At 68.7% G+C, this 17,759-nt stretch carries 13 protein-coding genes; 5 read left to right on the top strand and 8 right to left on the bottom strand.

The features are described 5' to 3' along the window. Nucleotides 1-607 precede the first annotated feature (607 nt). On the top strand, nucleotides 608-3,925 hold the full coding sequence (locus AB0B89_RS26510) for a BTAD domain-containing putative transcriptional regulator (RefSeq protein ID WP_358558229.1): 3,318 nt from the start codon (nucleotides 608-610) through the stop codon (nucleotides 3,923-3,925). 654 nt (nucleotides 3,926-4,579) lie between these two features. Here AB0B89_RS26510 and AB0B89_RS26505 read toward each other — a convergent pair. The 8 genes from AB0B89_RS26505 to AB0B89_RS26470 all read right to left on the bottom strand — a co-directional run bounded on the left by AB0B89_RS26505 (nucleotide 4,580) and on the right by AB0B89_RS26470 (nucleotide 14,021). Beyond that, on the bottom strand, nucleotides 4,580-5,635 hold the full coding sequence (locus AB0B89_RS26505; RefSeq protein ID WP_358558226.1) for a DUF6745 domain-containing protein: 1,056 nt from the start codon (nucleotides 5,633-5,635) through the stop codon (nucleotides 4,580-4,582). Nucleotides 5,636-5,827: 192 nt separating this feature from the next. Then, nucleotides 5,828-7,108 carry a hypothetical protein gene (locus tag AB0B89_RS26500; RefSeq protein WP_358558223.1) on the bottom strand — a complete coding sequence of 427 codons (1,281 nt, stop codon included), beginning with the start codon at nucleotides 7,106-7,108 and terminating at the stop codon, nucleotides 5,828-5,830. Continuing rightward, nucleotides 7,105-8,625, bottom strand: a complete 1,521-nt coding sequence (locus AB0B89_RS26495; protein WP_358558220.1) for an acyl-CoA reductase — start codon at nucleotides 8,623-8,625, stop codon at nucleotides 7,105-7,107. Before AB0B89_RS26495 ends, AB0B89_RS26500 begins: the two co-directional genes overlap by 4 nt. Nucleotides 8,626-8,647: 22 nt before the next feature. Continuing rightward, nucleotides 8,648-9,535: a hypothetical protein gene (locus tag AB0B89_RS26490; protein ID WP_358558217.1), complete on the bottom strand. Its 888-nt coding sequence runs from the start codon at nucleotides 9,533-9,535 to the stop codon at nucleotides 8,648-8,650. Next, nucleotides 9,532-10,662, bottom strand: a complete 1,131-nt coding sequence (locus tag AB0B89_RS26485) for a hypothetical protein (RefSeq protein WP_358558214.1) — start codon at nucleotides 10,660-10,662, stop codon at nucleotides 9,532-9,534. Before AB0B89_RS26485 ends, AB0B89_RS26490 begins: the two co-directional genes overlap by 4 nt. Beyond that, nucleotides 10,659-11,804: a ThiF family adenylyltransferase gene (locus AB0B89_RS26480; RefSeq protein ID WP_358558211.1), complete on the bottom strand. Its 1,146-nt coding sequence runs from the start codon at nucleotides 11,802-11,804 to the stop codon at nucleotides 10,659-10,661. Before AB0B89_RS26480 ends, AB0B89_RS26485 begins: the two co-directional genes overlap by 4 nt. Next, nucleotides 11,797-12,876: a SagB/ThcOx family dehydrogenase gene (locus AB0B89_RS26475; protein WP_358558208.1), complete on the bottom strand. Its 1,080-nt coding sequence runs from the start codon at nucleotides 12,874-12,876 to the stop codon at nucleotides 11,797-11,799. The genes AB0B89_RS26480 and AB0B89_RS26475 overlap by 8 nt, the downstream gene beginning before the upstream one ends. Beyond that, nucleotides 12,873-14,021 carry a SagB/ThcOx family dehydrogenase gene (locus AB0B89_RS26470; protein WP_358558206.1) on the bottom strand — a complete coding sequence of 383 codons (1,149 nt, stop codon included), beginning with the start codon at nucleotides 14,019-14,021 and terminating at the stop codon, nucleotides 12,873-12,875. The genes AB0B89_RS26475 and AB0B89_RS26470 overlap by 4 nt, the downstream gene beginning before the upstream one ends. 523 nt (nucleotides 14,022-14,544) lie before the next feature. On the opposite strand from AB0B89_RS26470, the gene AB0B89_RS26465 reads away from it, so the two are divergent. The 4 genes from AB0B89_RS26465 to AB0B89_RS26450 all read left to right on the top strand — a co-directional run. Further along, complete coding sequence (locus tag AB0B89_RS26465; protein WP_358558203.1) at nucleotides 14,545-15,288, top strand: histidine kinase; 744 nt, start codon at nucleotides 14,545-14,547, stop codon at nucleotides 15,286-15,288. Beyond that, nucleotides 15,279-15,968 (top strand): response regulator transcription factor, encoded by a 690-nt coding sequence (locus tag AB0B89_RS26460; protein ID WP_358558200.1) that lies wholly within the window; start codon nucleotides 15,279-15,281, stop codon nucleotides 15,966-15,968. The genes AB0B89_RS26465 and AB0B89_RS26460 overlap by 10 nt, the downstream gene beginning before the upstream one ends. A gap of 97 nt (nucleotides 15,969-16,065) precedes the next feature. Further along, nucleotides 16,066-16,608 (top strand): helix-turn-helix domain-containing protein, encoded by a 543-nt coding sequence (locus tag AB0B89_RS26455; RefSeq protein ID WP_358558198.1) that lies wholly within the window; start codon nucleotides 16,066-16,068, stop codon nucleotides 16,606-16,608. Nucleotides 16,609-17,203: 595 nt separating this feature from the next. Further along, the coding region (locus AB0B89_RS26450) for a hypothetical protein (RefSeq protein WP_358558195.1) at nucleotides 17,204-17,759 on the top strand (556 nt) is incomplete at its 3' end.

Here is a 17,759-nt window from a genome sequence, read left to right as displayed (position 1 = left end):
TCTCGACCACCACTTCGACACCCACCCGACCGCGGAGGAATCGGTGTCCTGCTCCTTTTGTCCGCTTATAACTAATTTGTCCCCTTGTAGGGAATTCGTCCGCAGCGAAGCGGCGAGGACTCGCCGCCACGGCCCGTACCGTCTTTTCCCTGCTGAACGCCACCACGGTCCCCCTCAGCAGGCGCGTGACCCACCACCGGCAGGGCCGCCCGCGGCATCGGCGGGTCTCGGATTCCCCGGCGGCATCGAGAGGCGTTCCAACTAGCCCCCCATTCATCTCCAAGTCGGCGACTGGAGACTTCTCCACGTCTGATCTCGTTGCGAGAGGGAGGCTTACATGACGAAGCCGGCGTCACCGTCCAGCGGCCGCACCCGTCCGGCCGGAAGCCGAGCCTTAATGGGATGAGGCAGAGGACCGCATTCCGACATGCTCCTTCACTCAGGGGAACCGGCCCGGCGGCAGCGGCTCTCGCTGTCAGCCCGCCGGCATGACGCGTTCTCTGTCACAGACTCGCGACAAATATTGCGCAAGCCCAGTGATGGATGTTTCGTGCATGAAAAGGATCCCGAAACAGCCGGTGTATCTACTCGTCGACAAGGTGGCGGCATGGATTTCCGCGTCCTGGGTCCCTTTGAAGTACGTGACGGCGAGGCCACCGTCGGCCTCGGCGGCCCACGGCAACGAGCCGTCCTGGCCCGGCTGGTGATCACCCCAGGGGCGGTCGTCTCCACCGATACGCTTATCGACGATCTCTATAAGGGCACTCCTCCCGCGACCGCCTTGGCCTCGCTTCACGTCTACGTGTCGAACCTGCGCCGGGCGATCGAGCCGGCGCGGGCGCCGCGCACGCCCCCACGGCTCCTCGTCGCGCGACGGCCCGGCTACCTGCTGGACACGATCGATGTCGACGCGCTGCGGTTCGCCACGCTCGTCGCCGACGCGGAACACCGCCCGGCCGAGCAGGCGCTCGCCCGCTTGGACGCGGCTCTCGAGCTCTGGCGCGGCACGCCGTACAGCGAGTTCGCCGAGGAGCTGTGGACGGTTACCGAGGTGAACCGCCTGTGCGAATTGCGCCTGGTGGCGATCGAGCGCCGTGCCGAGTCGCAGCTGGATCTCGGCCGTCCGCAGGCGGTGATCCACGACCTGGAGGCCGAGACGAGCAAACAACCGCTGCGGGAGCGGCTGTGGTGGCTGCTGGCCCTCGCCCTCTACCGATCCGGCCGGCAGGCCGACGCCCTCGCCACGCTCCGCCGGGCCAGGGGACTGATCGTCGATCATCTCGGTCTGGATCCTGGTCACGAGCTGCAGACACTGGAAGACGACATCCTCAGGCACGCCGAATCCATCACCTTTTCCCCCAAGCGCGCCACGTTGACTTCGGGCAGTCCCCCTGCCGCCCTTACCGACACGACCTCGGCACCGCCCAGGCTCGGCCGCGACCAGCAACTCGCGGATATGGAGCTGCTGCTTCACCGCGGCGACATGAGCACCATCGCGGTGAGCGGCGAGACCGGCATCGGCAAGACCTGGCTGCTCGAGGCCTTCCGCGAGCGGAGCACCGAGTTCGGTCATCTGGCTCTTTGGGGCGGCTGCCAGGAGATCGAAGGGGCTCTGCCGCTCTGGCCATGGATCCAGGTCCTCAGGTCGCTCTCGCGGATCCACCCGCCTATGGACCGGCAGGCTCTCACCGGTCTCCTCGACGACGAGGTTCCGACGGGTTCCGCCGTCGGAGCGAAGATGCAGCGCCACCGCGCCATCGCCGACTGGCTAGTCGCCACCGCACGGGTCCAGCCCTTGGTGATCATCTTCGATGATCTCCATTGGGCCGATCTCGCGACGCTCGAATTGCTCGGCGACGTGACGGCGCTCATCAACGAATCGCGGGGGTGCGTGCCGCTCACGCTCGTCATAGCCTTCCGGGACAGCGGGGACCTGTCCGCCATCGAGTGCGTCCTCGGCCGGCTCGCCCGCTACGACCTCCTCCGCCTTCGGCTGCCGGGCCTCAACGCCTGCGCCGTGCAGGGGATCGCCGCCGCGATGGGCACCGAGATCGACGACCAGACCGCGTACCGGTTGACCCAGCGCACCGGCGGCAATCCGTTCTTCGTTCGCGAGACGCTCCGGATGCTCGCCCACGGCCACCCGCTGGAGACGTTGCCGGACGCGGTCGCCAGCCTCGTCAACCAGCGGCTGCGAGCGGCCGGCCCGGAGGTGGGCGACGTGCTGAAGGTCTCCGCGTTGATCGGCAGGGAATTCGACCCCGACGTCGTCGCCCAGGTTTGCCAGGCGGGGACCTACGACCTGCTCGACCAGGCGGTCAAGGCCGGGTTGATCGTGTCGACGGCCAACCGGATGGCCTTCACGCACGACCTGGTGAGGGAGGCTCTCATCATGGAGATCCCCCCCTTGAGGAAGGCGACGATACATCGCGAGGTGATGAACGCGCTCGCCACCCGCCCGGCGGTGGACGTGGCCGTCATCGCCCATCACGCGATCGAGGCGGGGCCCACCGCGTACAAGGAGGCGGCCCACTGGGCGCGGGCGATGGCCGAGGAGGCGACACTTCGCCTGGCCTATGAGGAGGCGGCCACGTGGTGGTCGCACGCGGTGAACGTCCACGGCGCGTCCGCCGGCGATCCGGCCGATCACGTGGAGCTGCTGCTCCGGCAGGCGAAGGCGCTGCTCGACGCCGGGGACGCTCTCGGTGCCAGGAATGTGCGCGCGCAGGCGATCCGTGTCGCCGACCGCGCCGGTGACCGAGGCGGTCCCCTCCTGATCGCTCGTGCGCTGACCGCGCTGGACGCTCCGTCGATCTGGAACCTGCGCGACCCTTACCAGGAGGTAGAGCTCCAACTGGTGCACCGGTTCGAGCTCGCGTTGCGCACCCTGCCGGAGAACGACAGCCCGGAGCGGGCCCGCCTGCTCGCCGGGCTCGCGCAGGAGCTGTACGACGGAACCGACGACCCGCGCTGCGGCCTCTACTCCATGGAAGCCGTCGAGATGGCCCGGCGGCTCGATGATCCGCAGCTGTTGATGCGGATACTCAACGCACGCTATCTGTCGCTCCCGAGCAGCATCTACACCGAGCAGTCCATGGACATCGCCGAGGAGATCGGAGAGCTGGCGCGACGTACGCAGACGCCCGAATTCGAACTGCTCTCGGAGATGATGCTCACCTATCGCCGTCTGGAGCTGTTCGACCTGCCGGGAGCGGACGCCGCGGCCGCGCGCTGCGACGGCATCCTCAACCGGATGCCCTTGCCGTGGCCGCGCTTCCAGCACACCCTGTGGCGTGCGGGGCTCCTCGCCATCTCCGGACGGTTCGACGATGCCGAGACCACGTACGCGGACGCCGAGCGGCAGGCCGAGCACATCGGCATGTGGTACGCCGGATCGATAGTGACCGTGGGTCGCATCCTGCTCCATTACCAGCGTGGGACGATCGCCGACGCGGGTCCGCTGATCGATGCGATCGCCGGGGTCCAGCCGAGCATGGACCAATTGCTGCAGGTGCTCATGTTGTGCGCGCAGGGCAGGCCGGAGGAGGCTCGGAAACTCGCGGGGGACGGATGGCAGCCACCGCCACTCGACTGGTCCTGGCTCACGGTGACCTGCCTGCAGGGGGCGGCGCAGGCGGCGGTCGGGGACATCGAGGCCTGTGGGGCCACCTATTCCCTGCTCGCGCCCTACAGCGGGCGGATATCGGTGGGAGCTTCCATCGCCATGCTGGGTCCTGTGGACTGGTTCCTGGCACTGCTCGCCTCGACCGTGGGAGATCGCGCGGTGGAGGCACGGCATCTGCTGAAGCTCGCGCGGCTGGCGGGCCGGGCCGGGCCGGGCATATGGAGGGATCGCGCGATGGCGGTCAGCGGCAGGAAGATGTCGCCCGTACTGTGGGACGCGAACGTCGCGAGGGCCGACTGACCTCGCCGTGACCGATGGCGCCGGCGATCCGATCGCCGCGGAAGATCGTCTCATCTCTCCTTCCCATCCACCGTCCAGGGCGACTCGGGCAAGGTCCCGGGCCTCCACCGCGGGTCTTGCCAGTGCCCGTCATCCGCCCCCGCGCGGCCGGCCGCGCGGGGCCTCCAGACGCCGCGGCCTGATTTTCAGGTGACCATATGCTATGCGAACCCGATAGGCCGTGAATTCTCTTTAATCATTTCCCGTAAGCACTCACTAGTAATTCACTAGGAACATCTCGGAGCCTCAATATACGACAGCGCCGGCGGTACGAACACGAGCGCGGGGCTGCCGCAAGAATTCACCCGATTTGAAGGGAAATCCCATGGAAATCGATGTCAAGGCTCTCGACATGCTCACCCCCACGGACGAGGCCCAGCTGATGCCCTGCTTCGCCACCTGCTTCAACTGGACCGCCTGCTTCACGACCTACTACGGATGAGGAAGGGCCTGAGCCGGTAGGACCACGCTTGTGGGGGGGTTGTCATCAAGACTGATGGCAGCCCCCCACGCTTACGTCCAGGCCCGCGCCGGCAGGCCCGCGCACGCCGGGACCACGGCGGCGTGAGCGGGGCTTGACCGCCCCTCCCCCGGCCGAGCGTTGATCGTTTCGGGTCACAGCAGCAGATACATGCCCCCCGCGTGAGCTTCGGCGGTCACAAGGGCCCGGAGCGGTTCGTCGAGAACATGTCCGCGAACGTCGGACAGAGTCGGCCGTGAGACGGCGGGGCGCGGATCCTCGGCCTCGGTGACGAGAGGCATGCCCGCTTCCGTGATGTAACGCTCCCAGCCGAAGGACTCGATCGCGCATCTGCGTGTCTCCGGGTCGGCTTCCGCCTTGATCGCCTCCGGCGTCGGATCCTCCACGACCCACGCGGGCACCGGGGTTCCGTGCCAGGCGTGGAGCGCGTATCCGTCCGGCCAGGACAGCGCGGGACCGGTCGCGCAGTGAAGGCGGCTCAGCTCATCCCGGTGGAGGACCGCAGGCCGCTCGGACACGATGACGGCCTCGCCCGAAGGGATCCACCAACCGAGGTGGCGGGTGGCGCGGACCAGTGTCTCCAGGCGCTCGTCGGGACGCATGCCCGCTATTCGCAGGGCGCAGGTGTAGAGCGCCATCCAGTACGCGTCCCGCCAGATGTCCTGGACCCCGCTCAGGCAGCCGTACAGCACCGACGGGAGCCGGTGGCCGAGCCGGCTCAGGACATGACCGCGCAGCTGCACTCTGAGCTGGTTCAACAGCGGTTCCCGGATCCTGGAGCTGATCTCGGACCGGAGCTCGTCCCACAGTCCGGTCCCGAGTTCGCCGCGCAACCGGCCTTCGAGCCGGTCCTCCAGCTCGCTCCACGGATGGCTTCGGTACCGGCGCCGCAGCTCACCACGGAGTCTGGACTCCAACTCGGGCGCGGGCGTGAGCCGGGGCTGGTCGATGGTCTCGTCATCGACGCAGGCCCGCAGGCAACCGGCCGGGGAACCCGCCCACACGACGCGGCGCGGCGGCTCAAGCGACGCCGCCGCGTACGCCTCCCGTACGGCCTGCTCAGCGGCGCCCCGGTCGGGCGGATCCGTCGACAGGCCGCTTCGCCTCCACTCGTCGCGGACCTCGGCGACGACGGCCTCGTGTTCCTCGGTGAAGACACCTGCGAACGCCTGCGACGCCTGAGCATTCATCCGGTCTCCATTGGGAGCGAGATTGAGCGCTTCACCTCACGTTCCGCGCATATACGGAGACTCCGCCAACCCTCGAATCCAGGCTCGCCCGGGGTCCTAGTGAGACACTTGGGCTCACTCACCCCGGGACTTAACAAGCCTAAATCCGGTTGAAAATCGGGAGACGCTCAAAGGGCACGAGGGCGACCGGGTTCAGGGACGAGGCGACACCGTGACGAATGGCGCGTCCGGCGCGAGGTGGACGATGTGCCCCGCTCTGACCACCATGGCGACGTTCCACGCGAGAACCGCCTCACGCAGGGTCCGTCCGCTCAGGACGACGAAGCTCTTGTCCGTCCCGGTCCAGGACCCCGTCCCAGGCAGGCCGAGCCGGTCCGCGACGGCGGACGACGGGCAGGTCATGCGCAGGACCTCGCGCTCCCCCAGTCCCGCCTCCATCAGCAGCCGGATCTCGTGCGCCGTGCTCCCGCCCGGCGCGACCCCGGTTCCGTGGGCACTGTCGGTGCCGAGTGCGACGGCGACGCCGGCCTCGTGCATGACCTTCACCATCTCCAGCATCGCGGCCTTCCCGGCGTCGAGGACGTGCCGGTCCACTTCGCGCTGGCGGCTGAAGATCCCGACGAGCCCTGTGCCCGCCTCCTCGGTGGCCATCAGGGCGAACGGCGCAAGCGTGGGGACGAGCACGGCCCCTCGCCTCAGGAACGCGTCGATCAACCGCCGCGCGCCGTCCCCGTCCACGTCGATCCGAGACCAGGCGGTGAAGACGCGTCCGAAAGCCGCTCCGATGGTGTCGATGATGTCGCGCAGGAACGCGTCGAGCAGGTCCGGTGGCAGGAGATCAGCCGTGAGGGAGTGGATGTGCTCGATCGAGTCGACGCCCGCCTCGACGGCCCTGGCCGCGCCGATCCGGGAGAACCCGGGAAGGGTACCGGTGCCCAGATGGCAGGCGACCCGCAGTCCGGCCTCGTGGGCGGCGCGTACGGCCGGCTCGACGAGTTCGGGGGGGAAACCGTAATAGAGCTTCATGCCCGCCGCCCCGCCGGCGGTCAGGTCGCTGACATGCTCGGCGATCTCCCCGAAGTGCCGGATCCCCGTCGCGCCCAGCGCGGGCGACAGGTGCGGGTGCAAAGGCGCCTGGTCGAGTTGCCCGCCGAACGACACGACGTGCGGCCCCTCGGCGCCGCCCCAGGCGCGTGTGTGCGCGACCTTGCCCCCGAGGTCGCGCACCGTGAGCACGCCTGCCGCCGTGAAGCCGGCGGCCGCTTCCTGGGGCATTCCGGTGACGTGCACGTGGGCGTCGGCCACACCGGGGATCACCCAGTGCGCGACCTCCTCGCCGGGCGTCCACGGGCCGGGCGTCAGGCTCACGGTCCCGCCGGCGGCGACGCCGATGGTGACCGGACGGTCCTGACCGCCGTGCGGATCGAGCTGGACGGCGGGCAGGGTTCGCTCCTCGGACAGCGGCTCGCTCACAGGCTCGAAACCTCGCCGGCCGTCTCCTGCACCGCGGGGGATCCGCCGCGCATGAACCAGGGGGTGGCCCACCACTGCTCACCCGCGAAGTGCTTGCGCTGCCAGCCGGAGTAGTCCTCCGGGCGGGGGTAGTACTTGCCGAACTCCTCCCGTGGACGCTCCACCACCACAAGGCGCACCATGGAATGCATGCCGTAGACCCCGTCGTGCGTCCAACCGGCCCGGGGCATGCGCGCCCAGCCCAGGTCGGTGATCCGGTCCGCGCCCGCGGCGGCCCACTGGGTCCCGTATTCCCGTGACAGCTCGGGCGGGAAGATGCTCATGGTCTGCGAGCGCGCGTCGAGCAGCTGGGTGACCTCTTCCCACTGCCGCACCGGATGGAGGATGAGCGTGCGTGTCAACGGGTGCGCGGAGGGTTCGTCGCCATCCGCGACGATGATCGCCCAATCGTGCCCGGACCGCGTCGCCAGACCGAGGTAGCCGGCCTCCAGTGTGGTGGCCGAGCGATGGGCGAGCGCGTCGCGGTTGGCCCCCCCCAGCGGAAAACGGGCGGAGAAACGCTCCAGGTGGACGGCGAGCCGGTCGACGAACTCGGTCATGTCGCCGCGCACGTAGACGCGCTGGGTGTTGAAGCACGCCTCCTGGTCGTAGAAGCAGGCGTCCTCGACCAGCCGGTAGGCCGCCTCGTCGGGATCGCAGGCGGTGAGATCGATCGCCGCCGCGCTCCACTTGGGCCCGAACTCGGCCACAGGCACGCCCTCGCGCACGTGGCGTTTGACGTACTCGACCGCCGACGCGCCTCCCCAGACGCAGGCCGAGTCGGCCTCCTTCAGGGCGAGGTCACCGATCGGGTCGTCCTGGGGCCAGTAGAACAGGGACAGCGACTGGCTGACCGGATGGCCGGGGTCCACTTCGAGCATCGTCCGGACGAGCCCGTAGGCGCTCACGGGGTCGCGCGACGGCAGCTTCGCCAGCGTCAGGTTGCGGGTGATGACCCCGCGCAGCAGGCTGTACAGGGAGGAGAGCGGCAGGTTGCCGACGAGGTACTGGACGACCAGCCCTCGAGGGAAGGCCCTGATGTGGCAGAGCTGGTGCGGCACCCACTCGTCGAGGATCCATTCGTTGCCGAACTCCGCGGCGATCTGATCGTAGGTGTGGAACCTCTGGTTCATGAAGTGGCCGATGGTCATGTAGTCCTCGGTCATCATGCCGGGCGCGTATCCGGTGACCCGGTGGCCGTACTTCTCGGCGAAACGGCGTCCCTCCGACTGTCCGGACAACCATTCGTCGCTCACGGCACCGAGGAAGCAGGTGATCTCGTCGGTGCTCAGGGCGGCCAGGCGGCGGCCGATGGTCTGACGGGCTCCCGCGACCTGGGCGACGTGCTCGTGTGACGGACGAGGAGTCCGTACCCGTACACCCGACTCGTAGGTCAGCACCCGCACCTCGTCCGCCTGGTCGGGGTGGATCAGTTCCCCATTGAGGATCATGGGGATGTCCAGCGTCTCGTAGTTCATCGCGGTGACTCGCCTCCGGTCTTCAGGCCGCAGAGCCGGCGCGTTCGGGGGCGCCGCCGTCGGCCGGCGCGTCCGATGTCCGCAGCGCGCGCCGCGTCCTCTGGAGCGTTCTGACGATCTCGTTGAAAGGGGGGACGGCCACAGGAGGCGCGTCCGGGGCGATGACGTCGAGCAGGTATCCGGCGGCTCGCTCGAAGAACCGCATCGCCAGGACCGGGTTGCGATAGAGCAGGTGGCCCGCAGCCGGAATCTCGGCGACGTCGGCGCCGGTGGAGGCCGCCACTGCGCGTACCTCGGCGATGTCCACCCAAGGATCGCGATCACCGGCGACGAAGGAGACCCTGGCGGGCACGTCGGCGAGGTCACGACGGGTGTCGTCAGGAGTCTCGAATCGGTGCCGGCGGCCGTCGCGCACCAGGTCGATGTCGATCGTGTGCCCGAGCACCTGCACGGTCTCCGTCTCGGAGTCCGATTCGGCGCGGTCGAACCAGTCCTCCTCGCACACGGCCCGCACGGTCGCACGTACATTGACCACCGGTACGACGAAGCTGGCGGCGCGCACGTCGCCGCGGCCGCGCAGAGCCCTGACGGCTGCGGGCACCGACAGGCTCATCGCGAACAGGGCGTCGGGCGCGAAGCGGTCCATGGCCTCCCCGACGTCGCGCGACAGGCGGGACAGCCTCAGTCCCCGCACCGCCCCGGCCGTGCCGTTGGGCGCGTTGCGAGGATCCACACGCAGCACCCGGAGCCCGTTGTGGGCCATTACGTAAGCGGGGGCGAAGAGGGAGTCGGAGTTCATCCCGAAGGGGGCGAGCATCATCACCGTGCCGCGTTCGGGCCCGGCGGGAGCGTCGACCGTTATCGTGACCGGATCCCCCTCGACCTCGAAGACGTGCGTCTCGTCGTTCACGAGCTTCGTCCTTCCACATCGAGCTTGAGCGCGCATCCACGGCTTTCGACCCGGTTGACCCTGCGTTCGATCGTCACCGTGTCGCCGGCTATCCCGCAGGCGCAGTGCGCGTCGTACGTCACGGAGCCGAAGTCGTCGGTGAGGATGAAGCACGGATAGCTGACAGCGGTCGGGTCGAGGAACGACAGCAGGCCGCCGGCCTCCGACGGCTGGACGGCGAGCGTCCGCGGATCCCGGGCCATCGCCGCCAGCCAGGGCGGCACATGGAGGGCGTGGTGCGCGCACTCGAACAGCACCGAGTTCAGCTCCACCATGTTGTAGGTGTCGCGCACCTGGTCGTCGCGCTCCAGCCCGAACGCGTCGGCCATCAGGCTCCGGAAGGCCGCCTTCTCCACCATCTCCCCGCTGCGCCGTTTCCAGCCGCCTATCGTCAGCACCTGGGAGCCTGGCCCGAGCCGCAGGCGGGTGTCGTGCGCGGCGACCCGGGCCAGGTCGAGCAGGAGCGGCGGCGGGCCCACCAGCAGGACGTTGCGGTCCCGGCCGTCCCGATGCAGGTCCCGCGCGAGCTCCTCGGCCAGCAGGCGGTCTTCGTCCAGGTAGGAACGGCTGGGCATGATGACGCCGACGCCGGCCATCACCATGGCGATCCAGAGGTTGGGAGTGTCGTGGATCGTGGGACCCACGTTGAACACCGCCCGGTCGAACGTCTCGGAACCGAGGATCTCGCGGTCGCCGATGGCCACCGTCCCGAAGAATCGCATCAGCGTGGCGTCGCACCGCGGGACGGTGGAGATGCTGCCGAGGGTGCCGCTGCTGGTCGTGTCCGTCAGCGGCGGAGTCCCTCCCTTGGAAAGCACGAGCGCGGGATCACGCTTGAACAGGACCGTGGGCAACAGGGGCACGCGATCGAGAGGGAGCTCCGGATCATCCCGGTCGGGCAGGCCCTGGCGTACGCAGTAGCGGTCGTAGGCGTCGTTCGTCTCGCGCTGCGACCGCACCGCCCGCCAGATCAGCTCGGCACGGCTGAGCGGCATCTCCTCCGCGCTGGACCGGTAGATCCCGTCGCGCGCCAGTACGACGTCGATGGGATCGGCCTGCGGGACGACATCCGTTCCGGCGTCGCTCACGACTCGCTCCACTCGGGCACCGCGGGCCGCCGGTCCCGCTTCAGGACCGCTGTGCCGCACAGCTCGCAGTCCGGCTTCCTTTCCACCTCCACGAACCTGTGGCCGCCGTAGTCCGCCACGTCGAAGACGGCCAGGCCGTCAAGGGTGCGCGCGTGGTCCATGCCGCTGAGGAACCGCGTGGCCTCCCAGACCGCGACGCCGGCGGAGATGGCCTGACGCGGCGCGAGCGCCGCGAGGAACCCCTTGCCCGCCCACAGCGGGTTGGACACGGAGTTGTCCTCGCCGACGCGGTAGTCGGAGAGCAGCATCGGCCACGCGCAGCGGACGCATGCCGTCTCGCCCGGCACGGTCAGCGGCCCGACGCCATGCGTGATGGGCATGTTCAGGGCCGGGACGCCGGCGACGAGGGCCGCTTCGGCCGCCGCTCCGGGCGCGTTACCGAACGAGGGCAGGTACGGGAACGCGTTGATGACGAGATCCACACCGTCGAGGAACGGAATGAGATCGTCGGGCTCGTTGATCCACAGGTCCAGCCCCGTGTACTGGATATCGGGGTCGGCCGCCCGCAGCGCGGACTCCGCCGCCTCGACCTTGAGACGCCCCACGTCAGAGAGCCCGTACAGGGCCTGCCGGTGGAGGTTGCTGAGTTCGATGCGGTCGGGATCCACGCCGACGATGCGCCGCACGCCCAGTCTGGCCAGCAGAAGTGCTATCCAGCCGCCGAGCCCGCCCATGCCCAGCACCATCACGCAGGCGTCCTGGAGCCTGCGGTTCATCTGGATGCCGGAGATCGCTTCGGTCTCGAAGTAGCTCATGAACCGGATCTGCCGGTCGTAGAGGTCCTTTCCGGACAGTGCCATGACGTCGTCGCCGGACACCCGCCGCACGACCGCGCCCAGTTCCTCCAGCCGCCCAAGGAGCGCCGACGCGAACGGTCCTTCCACTTCGGTGAAGGACTCGCCGACCTCACACCCGTCCGGAACGAGCACGCCCTCACTCAGCCGGCGCAGGACGAGCCGGGCCGACCGGTCCCCGTCCCGGACCCGCAGCCGCTTCGGGTGGAGGGGGGACGACACCACGACGTCGTCCCCCTCCTCTTTCCATGTCCAGCTCGCCTGCAGCCGGACGGTGGTCTCAGTCATCCTTGTCTCCTGAGAGGCGGGCCGGCCCCATGGTCAGCGTGTAGACGGGGGTCTGGCGGACGGGGTCGAGGCGGAGGAGGTCGCAGGTGTCCTGGTCGCGGGTCGCGGGAGTGGGCAGCGATCCGAGGCCGAAGGCGGAGCCGACCAGGATGAGGCGCTGCGCGATCCGCCCCGCCCCCATGTAGATGTGCCGGAGCGCTCTCTCGTGGCGGTACCGCCACTGGTACTGCTGGAAGTCCGCGACCATCACCAAGGTCCACGAGGCCGTCTCCGGCGCGCGCATCCCCACGAGGATCTTCACCATCTCCGCCCGGTAGTCGCCACGCGCGACGGTGGTGAGGGCATGCTCGTCCAGCGAGTAGTGATAGACGCCGGGATCCAGCCCCTCGGCGGCGTAGTTGACGACGTAGAAGTCGTACGGGGATCCGTGTGACCGCAGCCAGTTCAGCGGCTCGTCCTTCGGCAGCTCCCGAAGCACGCGGATGTCGTCGAGTCCGTGCCGCAGGACACCGCTCAGCTTGTCGATGCCCACAGGGTCCGGCGAATAGCCTCGCACCGTACGGCGGGCCATGAGCAGTCGCCCGATCGCGTGGTCCGCGGGCGGCGCCGGTGGGGCGGGCAGCGGGACGCGGACCCCTTCCGGCTTCACCCGGGGCGCGGGCGCCCCCTTCCGCAGGTATTCGCCCAACGCCGAACGCCGGACGACTGCTTGCGGATCCTCTTTGTCCCTGAAGTTGTGATGCCGGGACCACAGGTAGTAGCTCAGCGACGGGTGCCACCCACGCGCCCACCAGCGCCGCAGCAGGGCGAGCCGGTCCGGTGCGAGCTCACCGGCGGGCAGCCAGCCCCGCCGTTCGAACTCGGCGGTGAGCCTCTCGGCGCGATCCGCGTCTTCCGGCCGGCCGGGCGAGGGAAGCAGGGCGTTGACCAGGCTCTCGGCGTCGACAGAGGCCCGCCGGTGATTGATCGGGTCGCTGATGACGGCACGTCCGGGCTCGTGGCCCGGACGAATGGCGACAAGCGGGAGCCAGAGCTCCTGCCCGTCGGGTGTCACCACAGAGTTCTCGGTCACTGCCGGCCTCCTTCGGCGAGCTCGCTCCTGCTCAGGGCGAGGAGGTCCATGCGCTCGTTCTTCGCCTGCGGGCTGACGTCGGGAGTCGTCAGGGAGATGGTCAGCATGAATCCCTCGGAGAGTCCGTCGAGCCCGAGGAACCGTTCGATCTCGACGTCGTTCCCTATGTACTCCACGAAGGAGCGCACACCCATGGACGTCGCCACCATCGCGGCGGTGCCGGCGAGATGACCCACGTCGTTGTGAACGGTGCGGAACGTCCTCGGCTCTCGATATCGATACATGTTCCGGGAGAAGACGCAGGAGAGCACGATGACGGCGGAGAAGGCGTGTTCGAGCCGGTGGTACTCCACGGGGAACATCCTGGCGAGTTCCACCGGGCTCGGGACGTCCGTGCGTACGGTCTCCAGCCCAGGGCCCTCCGGCAGGACGTGGTAGGTCCCCGGTTCGACTCCTGGGACGTCGAACACGATGACGTACCCCTCACAGGGATGCCGCGCCCCTCCCGAGGGGCTTGTCCGGCGCATCATGGGGACACGCTGCCAGCGTCCGTTCTGGATCTTCCCTATCTCACCGAAGGTGAGCGAGAGGATCGCGAACAGGCCGTCCTTGTCGAGCGCGCGATGGGGAGCCGGCATGAGGGCGTCGGCCAGAGAGCCGGGAGCCAGTTCGGGCGACGGGGTGGGAAGATCCAGCCGAGGCGCGCCGTCGTAGTATTTGTACCGGATGTCGTCCGGCTCCTGCTCGACGTACTGCCGCATTCGCGCGGTGTCGATTATCCGGCCCCCTTCGGCGTAGTCCAGGAAGGGGTAGTCATATGTGCCGGCGTGGTATTCTGCGGCCTCGACCCAGCCGTACTCGCTCCATTGACGCTGAACTCTGTCGAAGCGTTCCTGCCGCTCGGCGGCCGGAGCGGCGGCGTCCCTGATCAAACCGATGCCGAGCAGGGTCTCGATCAGCCTGTCGGCCTCTGCCCGGCCTATTCCGGTCTTCGACGCGACGTCGCCGGCCAGGGTCTCACGATCCCTGCCCGCGAAACACATCAGAAGGCAGGCAGCGGCGGGAAGCTCGATGCGCCAGCGTTTGGGTTCGGCCGAATCCTCCGCGTACCAGCAGCCGGCCGTGAGGTCCGATGGCGGTAGCAACCTCAGTGATGGAGAAACCGTCAGTTCCATTTTGCTCTTCTCCCGGGGGCGGATGCACGCCCGCATGGCGTCCGAAGGAGGGCGGGGCCCCGGACCGCCTTGCGACGGCAGGGCCCCGCGGTTCGACCGGGTAGCGGTCAGCAGTCCTGGAGAAGAGCGGGGACGAACTCCGCCTCCTCGACGACCATGCTCTCCACGACCGCGACGATGGTCTCGCGCTGAGTGTCCATTGTCATCGACTCCTTTCGGTGTTCTTCGGACGGTTTCGGTCCCGCCCTATCTACGATGCACAGCCTCGTTTTCCGCGCCAGGAACGCCAAGGGGGGATGCCCTATACCCGCTGAGGGATATCCCGACGACCAGTCCGGGAGATCCAGCCGCCGTCCGGGGGCCGGGGGACAAGCCGCGTCTTAAGTGAGCGACTAGGCGGCTCGCGGAGACTCCGTCGCATGACAGCCCGATCTGGAGCGGCCTGGGTGCTCCCCACACGGCCGGCTCGACGGGGCGATTCATGATCATATCAATGATCCTGCTCGTCGCCGCGTCCGCCCTCGTCATCGGCGTCGTTCACGCGCGAGCCTCGCGCGCGGCGGTCGCGGCCGCGCGGCTGGCCCTCGACAACGCCCGCCTGAGCGAGGAGCTTCACAGGGCGCTTGACGAGGTCCGGGTCTCAGATGCCCGCCGCGTCGGTGCGGTCGACGCCGAGCGCCGCCGCATCCAGCGGGATCTCCATGACGGGGTGCAGCACAGGCTGCTGGCGATCTCCATCATGGTCCGGCGGTCGGCGAACAGGGCACCGGGAGACCCGGCCGACCCGCGGCTCTCCGACGCCGCCGCGCAGCTCGCCGAGGTCGTCAGGGAGCTGCGCGAGACCGCGTGGGGGATCTATCCCGCGGCCCTCGCCGAGCAGACGCTGAGCGTCGCCCTGGACGAACTGGCCGAGCGCGCACCCATCCCGGTGACGGTGAGGGTCCCTGCGGCGCGCTGGCCGCGACAGGTCGAACAGTCAGCCTATTTCATCATCGCCGAGGCGCTGAGCAACACGTACAAGCATGCCAACGCCACGCGGGCGGAGGTCGAAGTCGAGCGGCGCGACCGGCGCCTGTCGATCGAGGTCACCGACGACGGCGTCGGCGGCGCCGACGCCACCAAGGGCTCGGGCTTGCGTGGACTGGGCGAGCGGGTCAAAGCGCTGTCCGGCGTCCTTCGGCTGGAAAGCCCCGTCGCCGGGGGAACGCGAGTGATAGTGGAGCTGCCATGCGCATAATGATCGCCGAAGACTCCGGCCTGTTCCGCCAGGTCCTCAGCGAGTTGCTCAGCGAGAACGGGCTCACGGTCACCGGCCAGGCCGCCACCGTGGAAGAGTTGATGCGTCTGGTCGACAACGCCCCCCCTGACCTCGTCATCCTCGACATCCGCCTTCCGCCCGGGCAGCGGGACGAGGGGCTGCGCGTGGCCGAGATCCTCCGAGCCCGGTATCCCCGCATAGGGCTGCTGATCCTGTCCCACTACGCGGAGACCGCTTACGCCATGCGGCTGCTGTCGACCGCGCACCGTGCCGTCGGGTACCTGATCAAGGACCGGGTCCCGGACGCGCGTGCCCTCCTCGAAGCGATCGACCGCATCGCCCATGGCCATGTCGTCATCGATCCGGAAGTCGTCGGACGGCTGGTGGAGCGCCGGCGCACCGTCGATCTCCTCCACCGCCTCACTCCCGGCGAGCGCCAGGTCCTGTCGCTGGTGGCCGAGGGCTACTCGAACGTCGCCATCGCCGGACGCCTGGCCTACAGCGTGAAGACCGTCGAGAAGCGGATCACCGCCATCTCCCAGAAGCTCGGTCTCGCCGACGCCGAAGGGCGCGCCGACGTCAACGTCCGCGTCCTCGCCGTTCTCGCCTACCTCCGCAGCGGACTGGGCCATGAGAGCGGTGTCGACCTGGCGAGCTGAGAGGCGTGGACGCGGCATGGGCACGATCGAGATCGTCTCCCTCGCGGCAGCGCTCACATCACACGGGGGGTGACGGGACCTCCCTAGTATTAGGGGGGTGACCGACCCGGCCCGGCAGCAGCCCTACCATCACGGCGACCTGCGGCGCGCCCTGGTGGACGTCGCTCTCAAGGCCATCGCCGAGGGCGGGCTGGGCGACCTCAGCCTCCGTGAGCTGGCTCGGCGGGCGAACGTGTCCCACGCCGCTCCCGCCCACCATTTCAGGAGCCGGAGCGGGCTGCTGACCGCTATCGCGGCGGAGGGCCACCATCTGCTGGCGGACGAGCTGGAGCGCGTGCGGGGCACGGGTTTCACCGAGCGGGCCATCGCCTACCTGCGGTTCGCCACCACCCATCCCGCGCACTTCTCGGTGATGAGGGCGCCCGAGCTGTGCAACTTCCGCGATCCCGAGTTCCTCGCCGCCCGCGAACGGGCCGCCGACGAACTGCTCCGCCCGGCCGACCGGACGGTCGCGCTGGCCGCCTGGGCGCTGGCGCACGGTCTCGCCGACCTGCTGCAGGAGGGAAACGTGCACCCGGCGCCGGGAAACGACGCCGCGTCGCTCGCCCGCGCCCTGCTCCGCCATCTCGACCAGGCCTGACTCCGAACGCTCCCTGCCGCCCGCGACCGGCCACCCCTGGCATCTTTCTACGCGCTCGGCGCCCACGCCCATCCGCCCGCGTGTCTCCCACGGTTTCGTTCCGCTGCCAGTGCGCCTCGATAAGGGGTCACTAGTGATTCACAAGAATGCTGCCGGATTCTTCGGTAAGGCAGAACCGCAGTGCGAGAGGGCAAATCGGCTGGCACGCAGGAAATATCAATAATTCTCGACAGGAAATGCATGGAATAGGTGGGCGCCAGGATTCCGGCACGCTCTCGCCGGCCGGAAGATCTCAGGAAACACCATGTCGGGCACGGCGCAGCCGGCGGCCGAGTGCCCAGCCTCACGTACCGGGATCCCGTGCGATCCCCGGCAGGACAGAAACACTCCATGCCCATCTTCGCGCTCCGCATTTGGACAGGCCGTTGGACGCGCCCTCCATCGGGCCGAGGCGGGAGCTCGGCACGGTGTCTCGCCAAAGGTTGATCAGCTCGCTGCCGTGGGCTTGGAAGTCCAACCCCAAGCGGCAACCGCGGCCGCCCGAACCGGGCAGGCCGTCGAAGCCCACGGCATAAGCACTTCGGAGGTTGAAATCTTGCTCGACACGATCCTGGAGATAGGCCGTAGGTCGGTGGCCGTCGCCACGGCGCTGGACGAGTTCCTCAGGGAATCCGAAGGCTGGTTCAGTCGGCAGGGGCTGACTCTGGCGTACGACGAAGACATCTCAGGTTGGGTCCGGCACATGCGGACGGCAATTCAAGCCGACGGCATAAATCCTACTTTCGACCCCCAACGCAGTCCCGTTTCTCCCTGTAACAGCTACTGGTTGGACGTCAGGGAACGCGGCGGGCAGACCGTCGCGTGCATCGCGGTGCGGATGATCCACACCACGGATTTCGCCCGGCACATAAGCTCCATGAGGCTGTGGTTCGATCCGCTCCCCCCGGGAATGGGCGGGCCGCTGAATCTGGTCCTGCCTCCGGAGACGCCGGTCATCTCCGGCGCGGTTGCCCACTACGGTGGGCATTGGGTCCACCCGAGCTGGCGGGGGAAAGGTTTACCGGGCATCTTACTTCCCTTAGCGAAGTTGCTGACGATAGAGTCGACAGCCACTGCCACCTGGACATCATGGTCGGCGACCGCAAGGCGTC

The sequence above is a fragment of the Sphaerisporangium sp. NPDC049002 genome (genome assembly GCF_040649355.1).
Classification (GTDB): domain Bacteria; phylum Actinomycetota; class Actinomycetes; order Streptosporangiales; family Streptosporangiaceae; genus Sphaerisporangium.
This window is presented reverse-complemented; position numbering and strand designations above follow the sequence as displayed.